We start from the raw sequence: 7,777 nt of genomic DNA, 5'->3' as shown, positions 1-7,777 counted from the left end.
ACTATATTTTACTTGTCATAGATAATGCTATATGGCATAAATCAAATACCTTAGAGATTCCAAGTAATATTGAGTTAGCTTTTATCCCACCTTATACTCCAGAAATGAACCCTATTGAACAAGTCTGGAAAGAAATTCGAAAACGAGGTTTTAAAAACAAGGCTTTCCAAACATTGGAAGCCGTCATTGATAAGCTTCAAGAAGTTATTCAAGGACTGGAAAAAAGCGTTTTAAAGTCCACTGTCAGCAGACAATGGACAAGGTTGCTTTTTGAAAATGATTGAGTATAAAGTAAAATAGATTGCAAGAATGTTGCTTGAATCATTACAAGACAGAAACTTCCCATCTTCCATTCAAATTGATACTCAATGAAAATCAAAGAGTAAACTAGAAAGCTAGTCGCAGGTTGCTCAAAGCACAGCTTTGAGGTTTCAGATAAAACTGACGTGGTTTGAAGAGATTTTCGAAGAGTATGACAAATAAAAAACGAACAAGACCTACTTCCTATCACGAAAGCTAGATCTCATTCGTCAAAATGATATTACCAAGTCTGGTTTATCCATTCATTGAAACGTGAACATGGTCATAGTGGTTTTCTGTCACACTACCGCGGTCTGGCATTGGATTCCAAGTGTTAGCTGGCCCATATTTGCTATCGAATGGAGCATAGAAACGTTGTTTCCAGATGATGTAACTAATGCCGCGGCTGGCCATATTTTGAATAGCGTATTCCGCAATCTTATCCCCTAGTTCTGAGCTTTCTGGTACAATAAAGTCAATAGCCAAACCTTTTCCGTGATCTCCACTGTCTCCTGGACGGTAACCACTAAAGAATGTGATGCCAAACAAGTTGGCAATTTCTTCTTTAAAGGCAGCCGTTTGTGGTTGAAGGCCTGCATTTTCAGATTTCGCTACTGCAAGTCCAGCATAATCAGGCGCAGCTGAAGCTGTGTAAGTTGTTGAAACTATCTTCGTCTCTTCTGGTTGATAAGTAGAAACTGTTGGTGTAGCTCCATTTGATGATGCTACTTCTTTTGCTTCTGAACTTGTTGCAGTTGTTTCGGTTGCTTTTTCTTCTACTAGAGTTGTAGTTGGTTCCACTGCTGACTTAGCTTGAGGGCTTACTTGTGTTTCCTGCTTCTCAGCTGGAGTCGTTTCCTGAGGAGCTGCTTCTGTAACTGGGCGAGTTGTTCCAGTTGTTTGCTCCTCTGGGACAGAAGTGCCCGTAGATGATGCCACTTCTTCAGAAGCAATCACTGTCTTTGTAACTTCTGAGCTTGATGCTACTTCTTTTGGCGCTTCTGTAATCGGTTGAGAAAGATCTGCAACTTGAACAGTTTGATCATCTACGGTTACTTGATTGGTTGTCAAATCTGCTGTCGCAGTTGTCACTTCTTCACTAGAATCTGCTTGAGGTGTTTGAATTTCAACTTCTGTTACTTCTTCTGCTTCATTGACAGTTGTTGTCAAAACGGTTTCTGGGAAAATCAAGTCCATATTAGTGATTTTATTCAAATTCGCAAGAACTGTGACATCTACACCCAAGGCTTCTGCAATGGTGCTCAAGGTATCACCATACTGAACGGTATAACTAGTTTTGTTATCCGTTTTAGTCAAATCATTTTTGATTTGCTCAACACTACGTGCAGTCCAAAGAACTTCTTCTGCTTGAGTTGCCAATACTGGGGCAAATGACAAGGCTACTGTTGAGGCTAATAATATTCTTTTCTTCATTCTTTCAAATTCCTTTCAAATGAGTACCTGTCTATCATAACACAAAAAATGCAGAAAAAAAGCCCTCTCGGGCCTATTTAACAGAACTGTCTATTCCTTGTAACAAACTCGGTTACTTGAAACAGTTTGTTAGGTCTCTGTCACAAAACTGACATAATCTTTTTATCGCTCAACCTCAAAAATACGGGAAATATCTACTAACGCTTGAATCCTGTGATTGCCTTCATAAGACGACTCTAAAAAGTTGAGACTTTGAATCCCACTATTCTGGGCAAATTCCACATCCAGAGTCCGATCCCCTATATAATAAGTATTGTCAGAATTCAACTGATACTTGTCTAACAGATAGTTAGCCGCTTCTGGACTTGGCTTCCGCGCAAAGCCACTCTGACTGGTTAAAATCTCCGTAAAATAGGACTCCAAACCCAAATCTCTGAGAATGGTAAAAGCGTTCTTCCCCTTATGAGTATAGACAAACTGCTGAATCCCTGTCTCATTTGCCCAAGCTAGCACCTCACGCGCACCTGGCATCAAAATTACCTGAGCATTCTTTTCAGCCAGACTTTGGGCACGCACTTGATTGAGCACTTCCACATCTAGCTTTCGCTCTTCCGCCACCTGCACAAGCAAATCCTGCACCGAATACTTGAGGATAAACTCTCTTACCTTCTCCTTATCATAAGGAATAGAAAACTGAGCAAAAGTCTCCTCAATCCCTGATAAAATCGCTTCGTAAGAGTCCAATAAAGTCCCGTCTAAATCCCAAATAAAAGCTGTTTTTTGCATTTCCTATCCTTTCAAGCTCATATAACGCTGGTAGCGGTAGCGTAGAAATAACCAACGAAAACCATTATCCAAAAGGGTTCCGGCCCAAATACCAGGTAAGCCCCAACCAAGCACAAGCCCCATCAGATATCCTGTTCCAATGCGGATACACCACATTCCTATACTTGTCGCATAAAAGGGAAGCCGAGCATTGCCCAAACCCTGCCAGACTGCTGTATAGATGACTGTTCCTATCGTCATAGGAGTACCAAGTAGTGAAAAAAGTGTCACTAGAACACTAGCCTCAACAGCTAGAGGATCAGTCGTATAGAGATGAGTTAGTGGTATACCCAAGGCATAGATACTAAAGGTCAAGGGCAACATGAGGACCAGAGAAAGCCAAAAGGTTTGCTTGCTCAAACTAGCTACTCTTTTCCAATTATCCTCTCCAACTGCTCGAGCCACTAGCATGACCGTTGCCGTAGCAACGCCAAAGACAGGCATGTAGTTAAACTGGGTCAAGACTTCTCCGACTGCATTCCCAGCAACTGCCTCCGTTCCAAAAGAAACGACCAAGGCAATGATAACGACATCACCAGCCCGCATCATAAGCCGCTCTCCAGCTGCTGGCAAAGCTAAGGTCAATAGTTCCTTATCTAAACCAAAAGTCGGTTTCTCAAAAGGCAACTTTAATTGTGACCACAAAATCATAAGACCGACCAAACGAGACAGAATAGTCCCCCAAGCAACACCAGCTATCCCCATATCCAGAACAAAAATAGCTAGACTTGAAAAAAGAATATTCAAGGCATTGGTTAAAAAACTAACATAGAGAGGCAAACGTGGATTATGCGTTGCACGAATCAAGGCTCCCAGACTAGTCATTAAACCTAAGAGAACAATCGATCCGCCTACCAAAGATAGGTAGAGTCCACCACTCTCAGCTACATCTCTCTCCGTCCCCAAAAGTCCAATCATCTCTTGCCCAGCGAAGATAGACAAAGCTCCCAAAAGGAAACTTAATAGTAAGGTAATCTTCAAGGCTTCAGTCACATGATAGGCTAGCTTAGACTGATCCTTCTGCCCCAAACTTTTTGAAATAACACTGGAAATAGCAGCTCCCAGAGCGATGAAAATCGCCTGATAAATCGTAATAATATTCCCAGCTACTGATACACCCGAAATAGCTATCAAGCCCAAGTGAGCGACCAGATAACTGTCCACCATCCCCATGAGCATTTGCAAAAAGTTTTCGCCCATAGCTGGCAAGGCAATATTAAGAATGTCTTTATTTTTCTTAAACAATCTCTCCTCCTGATGAAAAGAAACTCAGTTGGTTTCCCAACCGAGTTTACTCCCTCTGTCTTAAAGTCCTAGATAAGCCTCAACCGCTGCTTGCATATCAGTAGCTGCCACTGTTGTCTTGTGACGAACAGGAGCTGTTTCAAGGCCATCAACTGCTGGTGGCACTGCAACGCCTGAGATTTCATGTAATTGAGCCAAGGCTTCAAAGTCAGTCAAGTCAACTTTCCCCGTTACAGCTTCTACTGCAACTACTGGGAACTTGTATGGACTAGCTGTTGAAGCAATCACTGTCTTAGTCGCATCGCCAGTCGCCGCTTGGTATTTTCTATACACTGCTGAGGCAACAGCTGTGTGTGGGTCCTCAATATAGGCATCTGTTTGGTAAACACGCTTGATTTCTGCTGCTGTTTCTTCCTCAGTCGCATATTCAGCTGCAAATAGTTCAAGAATCTCTGCATCAAAGTCTGTCAACTCATATTGTCCTTGCGTGTTCAAGGCATTCATAAGTTCAGCTGTCTTTTCAGCGTCATTCCCCAAAAGATGGAAAATGAGACGCTCCAAGTTTGAAGATACCAAGATATCCATAGATGGACTAGTTGTTACTTTAAACTCACGTTTCTTATCATAGACACGAGTTTCAAAGAAGTCTGTCAAAACATTGTTGTCATTTGAAGCACAGATCAATTTACCAACTGGGAGACCAATTTGCTTAGCATAAAAGGCAGCCAAGATATTTCCAAAGTTTCCTGTTGGTACTGTGAAGTTGACCTTGTCGCCAGCCACAATCTCACCAGTCTTGACCAACTGAGCATAGGCATAAACATAATAAACAATCTGTGGTACCAGACGACCAATGTTCATAGAGTTAGCAGATGAAAATTGCAACTTGTTGACTGCTAATCTTTCACGAAGAGCCACATCATTGAACATATGCTTAACGTTGGTTTGAGCATCGTCAAAGTTACCATCAATGGCGATAACATGAGTGTTATCACCAGTCTGAGTGGTCATTTGCAACTCTTGTACCTTGCTGACACCATCCTTTGGATAAAAGACAATAATCTCAGTACCAGGAACATCCGCAAACCCTGCCATAGCAGCTTTCCCCGTATCACCAGATGTCGCTGTTAAGATGACAATCTTATTCTCCAAACCATGCTTCTTAGCAGCAGTCGTCATAAAGTATGGCAAAATAGACAAGGCCATATCCTTAAAGGCAATCGTTGAACCATGGAACAGTTCCAAGTTATATTGTCCGTCTAATTTCACTAATGGTGCGATAGCTGGAGTATCAAATTTGCTATCATAGGCATTGTTGATACAGTAGTCCAACTCCTCAGCTGTAAAGTCATCTAAAAATGCTGACAAAACTAACTTAGCAACTTCCTGATAAGAAGCATCTTTCAATTTGTCAAAGTCCAAATCTACCTTTGGATAAGTAAGCGGTGTAAACAAACCACCGTCCGTCGCCAAACCTTGCAAAATTGCTTGGCTAGCAGTTACTGTATTGTTGGCATCACGCGTTGATTGATAAACTAATGTCATTACTCTCTATCCTTTATCTATAGTCTCATCCATTATATCATGATTTTTCAGAAAATTCTCCTTTTACAAGAGAAATTATAGGCCCAATTCTTCTTTCAAAGGCTGTAAGTAGGTCATTTCTTGCTTATTTCTCATCTCCAGTCCTTCCTCGGCTAACAGGAGTAAGTCTTTGGAAATTTCAATAATCGCAGTTTCTTCCTCATCTGTAAGCTTCTTCTTAGAAAATTGTCGTCTTAAAAACTTATAATTTTTCCCAAATTCTTTAAAGAAAGGTGCTGCTTCTAAGTAAGCTTCTAACTTATCTAAATTAACCAACAATCCTAAGTGAAAAGCTGCTGAAGCGAAGGTTCTATCTAGAGGTTGAGTACACACACTACGAAACTCAACTGTTCCTCGAGTCGTTAAGTCTTGATACTGATAACTACGATGAGTTTCAAAATCCTTCTCTTGAGGATAAATAAGAATCTCATCCCCATTAAGTGCATATGCTTGGATTTCAGGTGTAGCCAAATAGTCCCTTGCCTGAATGGGATAAAAATAATAGGTTTGTCCATCACGTTCCGCAGTAAAAATTGCAGAATGATCTAGATAATCAAAAAAATCATCCTCATCTTTAAAGAGTCTAGCATTGACCCCGACGTTTTCTGGATAGATGCCATGCATGGATTCTTCCCAGAAGATATCCCTTGCAATTTTCGTATCCCAATCTGCACCCGAAAATTCAGAGTTTGCAAATAAATAAGCCTTAACTGCTTCAATTTGGGTAAAAGCATTAATCACCCGTAGGTAGTTAGACTTTGAAACATCCAGCTGGACCTGACTCCCACAGATAAAAGCACCATATTCAGGGAAATGATGTAAATCTGATTTAGTCACATTTCTACTCAAATTCAAATAATCCATCAACATCTGATAGCGTGGATAAGTCACTGGACAATTCTCATTTTTATCCCAGTTGGGATGAATTCCACAGCCAACAATAGCATGATTTGATTCAGCTAACTTTCTCTGAATTACATTCATATAATTATTGAAACGATTTTCGACCTCTTGAATTGTTTCTGCCTTACCAAATGCAAACTCAATCGTACTATAGGAAACTTCAAACAAAATAACATCCTGACTTATCGGATCTACTAACTGGATCGGATTGCCAAAATCATCTACCTTTTCGACAGTAAAATCAAAAGAAGAAATTAAATATCGGAATAAGTACTTGATAACTTCAACATCGGTAGCATCCCCTTCCAAGTTTACAACAGGATATTCCAGCTCAATCCCGATAAACAATTCAGGATTTTCTTTAATATTTTTCAAATACCGATGTTTTAATAAATCGATAGAACGAGACATACTTCCCTACACTTTCATAATCTAAATAAAATTTGGATAAGTATTATTATACCAAAAATAACATAAAAAAGGAACGAAGACTTACAACGTTCCTTATCGCTATACTATACCGGCGGCCGGGGTCGAACCGGCACGTCCTTGCGGACACTGGATTTTGAGTCCAGCGCGTCTGCCAATTCCGCCACGCCGGCAAATAGTAACTGGGGTAGCTGGATTCGAACCAACGCATGAGGGAGTCAAAGTCCCTTGCCTTACCGCTTGGCTATACCCCAATAATATAAAATAGGCGAGTGATGGGGATCGAACCCACGCATGCCAGAGCCACAATCTGGTGTGTTAACCACTTCACCACACCCGCCATAATTCTATTAACACGGGCAGTAGGAATTGAACCCACACTGAAGGTTTTGGAGACCTTAGTTCTACCTTTAAACTATGCCCGTAAAATGGAAGGGGAGGGATTCGAACCCCCGAACCCGAAGGAGCGGATTTACAGTCCGCCGCGTTTAGCCTCTTCGCTACCCTTCCAAAATATATAAATGGCGCGAGACGGAATCGAACCGCCGACACATGGAGCTTCAATCCATTGCTCTACCAACTGAGCTACCGAGCCTTATTGCGGGAGCAGGATTTGAACCTACGACCTTCGGGTTATGAGCCCGACGAGCTACCGAGCTGCTCCATCCCGCGTTGATATAAAAGGAGGATGTGGGATTCGAACCCACGCACGCTTTTACACGCCTGACGGTTTTCAAGACCGTTCCCTTCAGCCGGACTTGGGTAATCCTCCAAAATAGTTTATACGGGAACAAGCCCGTGTCCTCTTAGTGAAAAGATAATGTTTCAATTCTCTAGTAATGGACTAAACACTATGGGCACGAGTGGACTCGAACCACCGACCTCACGCTTATCAGGCGTGCGCTCTAACCACCTGAGCTACGCGCCCAAGTTGAAAACTTGGTACAAAGAACAAAGTTCAAAGCGGGTGACGAGAATCGAACTCGCGACAACAGCTTGGAAGGCTGTAGTTTTACCACTAAACTACACCCGCTAAAATGGGAGTTAACGGGATCGA

The 7,777-nt window shown here is 41.7% G+C and carries 6 protein-coding genes and 10 tRNA genes; 1 reads left to right on the top strand and 15 read right to left on the bottom strand.

The annotated features are described in order from the left end of the window. Window positions 1-284, top strand: a 284-nt coding sequence (locus HT723_RS06595) for a transposase (protein WP_172934877.1), incomplete at its 5' end; no start/stop codon positions are given. A 271-nt stretch (window positions 285-555) separates the two neighbouring features. On the opposite strand, the gene HT723_RS06590 is transcribed toward HT723_RS06595, so the two are convergent. From HT723_RS06590 to HT723_RS06520, 15 genes are all read right to left on the bottom strand, one after another. Then, the gene (locus HT723_RS06590) at window positions 556-1,734 is read right to left on the bottom strand and encodes a LysM domain-containing protein (RefSeq protein WP_172934876.1); all 1,179 of its coding nucleotides are present in this window, start codon (window positions 1,732-1,734) and stop codon (window positions 556-558) included. A gap of 162 nt (window positions 1,735-1,896) precedes the next feature. Beyond that, a complete protein-coding gene (locus tag HT723_RS06585; RefSeq protein WP_023934402.1) occupies window positions 1,897-2,520 on the bottom strand; it encodes an HAD family hydrolase in 624 nt (207 codons plus the stop codon). 3 nt (window positions 2,521-2,523) lie between these two features. Next, window positions 2,524-3,804, bottom strand: coding sequence for an MATE family efflux transporter (locus tag HT723_RS06580; protein WP_172934875.1), 1,281 nt, complete (start codon window positions 3,802-3,804; stop codon window positions 2,524-2,526). Between the two features lie 60 nt (window positions 3,805-3,864). Beyond that, a complete protein-coding gene (thrC, locus tag HT723_RS06575; protein ID WP_172934874.1) occupies window positions 3,865-5,349 on the bottom strand; it encodes a threonine synthase in 1,485 nt (494 codons plus the stop codon). A gap of 75 nt (window positions 5,350-5,424) precedes the next feature. After that, a complete protein-coding gene (locus HT723_RS06570; RefSeq protein WP_023941731.1) occupies window positions 5,425-6,702 on the bottom strand; it encodes a glutamyl-tRNA synthetase in 1,278 nt (425 codons plus the stop codon). A gap of 107 nt (window positions 6,703-6,809) precedes the next feature. Continuing rightward, a tRNA-Leu gene (locus HT723_RS06565) sits at window positions 6,810-6,893 on the bottom strand. 9 nt (window positions 6,894-6,902) lie between these two features. Then, a tRNA-Gln gene (locus HT723_RS06560) sits at window positions 6,903-6,974 on the bottom strand. A 13-nt stretch (window positions 6,975-6,987) separates the two neighbouring features. After that, window positions 6,988-7,060: transfer RNA gene (locus HT723_RS06555), tRNA-His, on the bottom strand. Window positions 7,061-7,074: 14 nt separating this feature from the next. Continuing rightward, window positions 7,075-7,145 (bottom strand) — tRNA-Trp (locus HT723_RS06550). A gap of 4 nt (window positions 7,146-7,149) precedes the next feature. After that, window positions 7,150-7,230: transfer RNA gene (locus HT723_RS06545), tRNA-Tyr, on the bottom strand. A 12-nt stretch (window positions 7,231-7,242) separates the two neighbouring features. Then, window positions 7,243-7,315: transfer RNA gene (locus tag HT723_RS06540), tRNA-Phe, on the bottom strand. Window positions 7,316-7,318: 3 nt separating this feature from the next. Further along, window positions 7,319-7,392 (bottom strand) — tRNA-Met (locus HT723_RS06535). 10 nt (window positions 7,393-7,402) lie between these two features. Further along, window positions 7,403-7,492: transfer RNA gene (locus tag HT723_RS06530), tRNA-Ser, on the bottom strand. An 82-nt stretch (window positions 7,493-7,574) separates the two neighbouring features. Then, window positions 7,575-7,648: transfer RNA gene (locus HT723_RS06525), tRNA-Ile, on the bottom strand. A gap of 34 nt (window positions 7,649-7,682) precedes the next feature. Next, window positions 7,683-7,753: transfer RNA gene (locus HT723_RS06520), tRNA-Gly, on the bottom strand. Between the last annotated feature and the right edge of the window lie 24 nt (window positions 7,754-7,777).

Origin of the sequence: Streptococcus sp. 2106 (assembly GCF_013277315.1) — a bacterium.
GTDB classification, from domain to species: Bacteria; Bacillota; Bacilli; order Lactobacillales; family Streptococcaceae; genus Streptococcus; species Streptococcus pseudopneumoniae.
Note: the sequence above shows the minus strand (reverse complement) of the source record. Positions and strands in the feature narration are given on the sequence as shown.

Excerpts from the sequence above, each read along its gene's own strand:
- HT723_RS06570 (WP_023941731.1), bottom strand. The coding sequence starts at position 6,702 with ATGTCTCGTTCTATCGATTTATTAAAACATCGGTATTTGAAAAATATT.
- thrC (WP_172934874.1), bottom strand. The coding sequence starts at position 5,349 with ATGACATTAGTTTATCAATCAACGCGTGATGCCAACAATACAGTAACT.
- HT723_RS06585 (WP_023934402.1), bottom strand. The coding sequence starts at position 2,520 with ATGCAAAAAACAGCTTTTATTTGGGATTTAGACGGGACTTTATTGGAC.
- HT723_RS06590 (WP_172934876.1), bottom strand. The coding sequence starts at position 1,734 with ATGAAGAAAAGAATATTATTAGCCTCAACAGTAGCCTTGTCATTTGCC.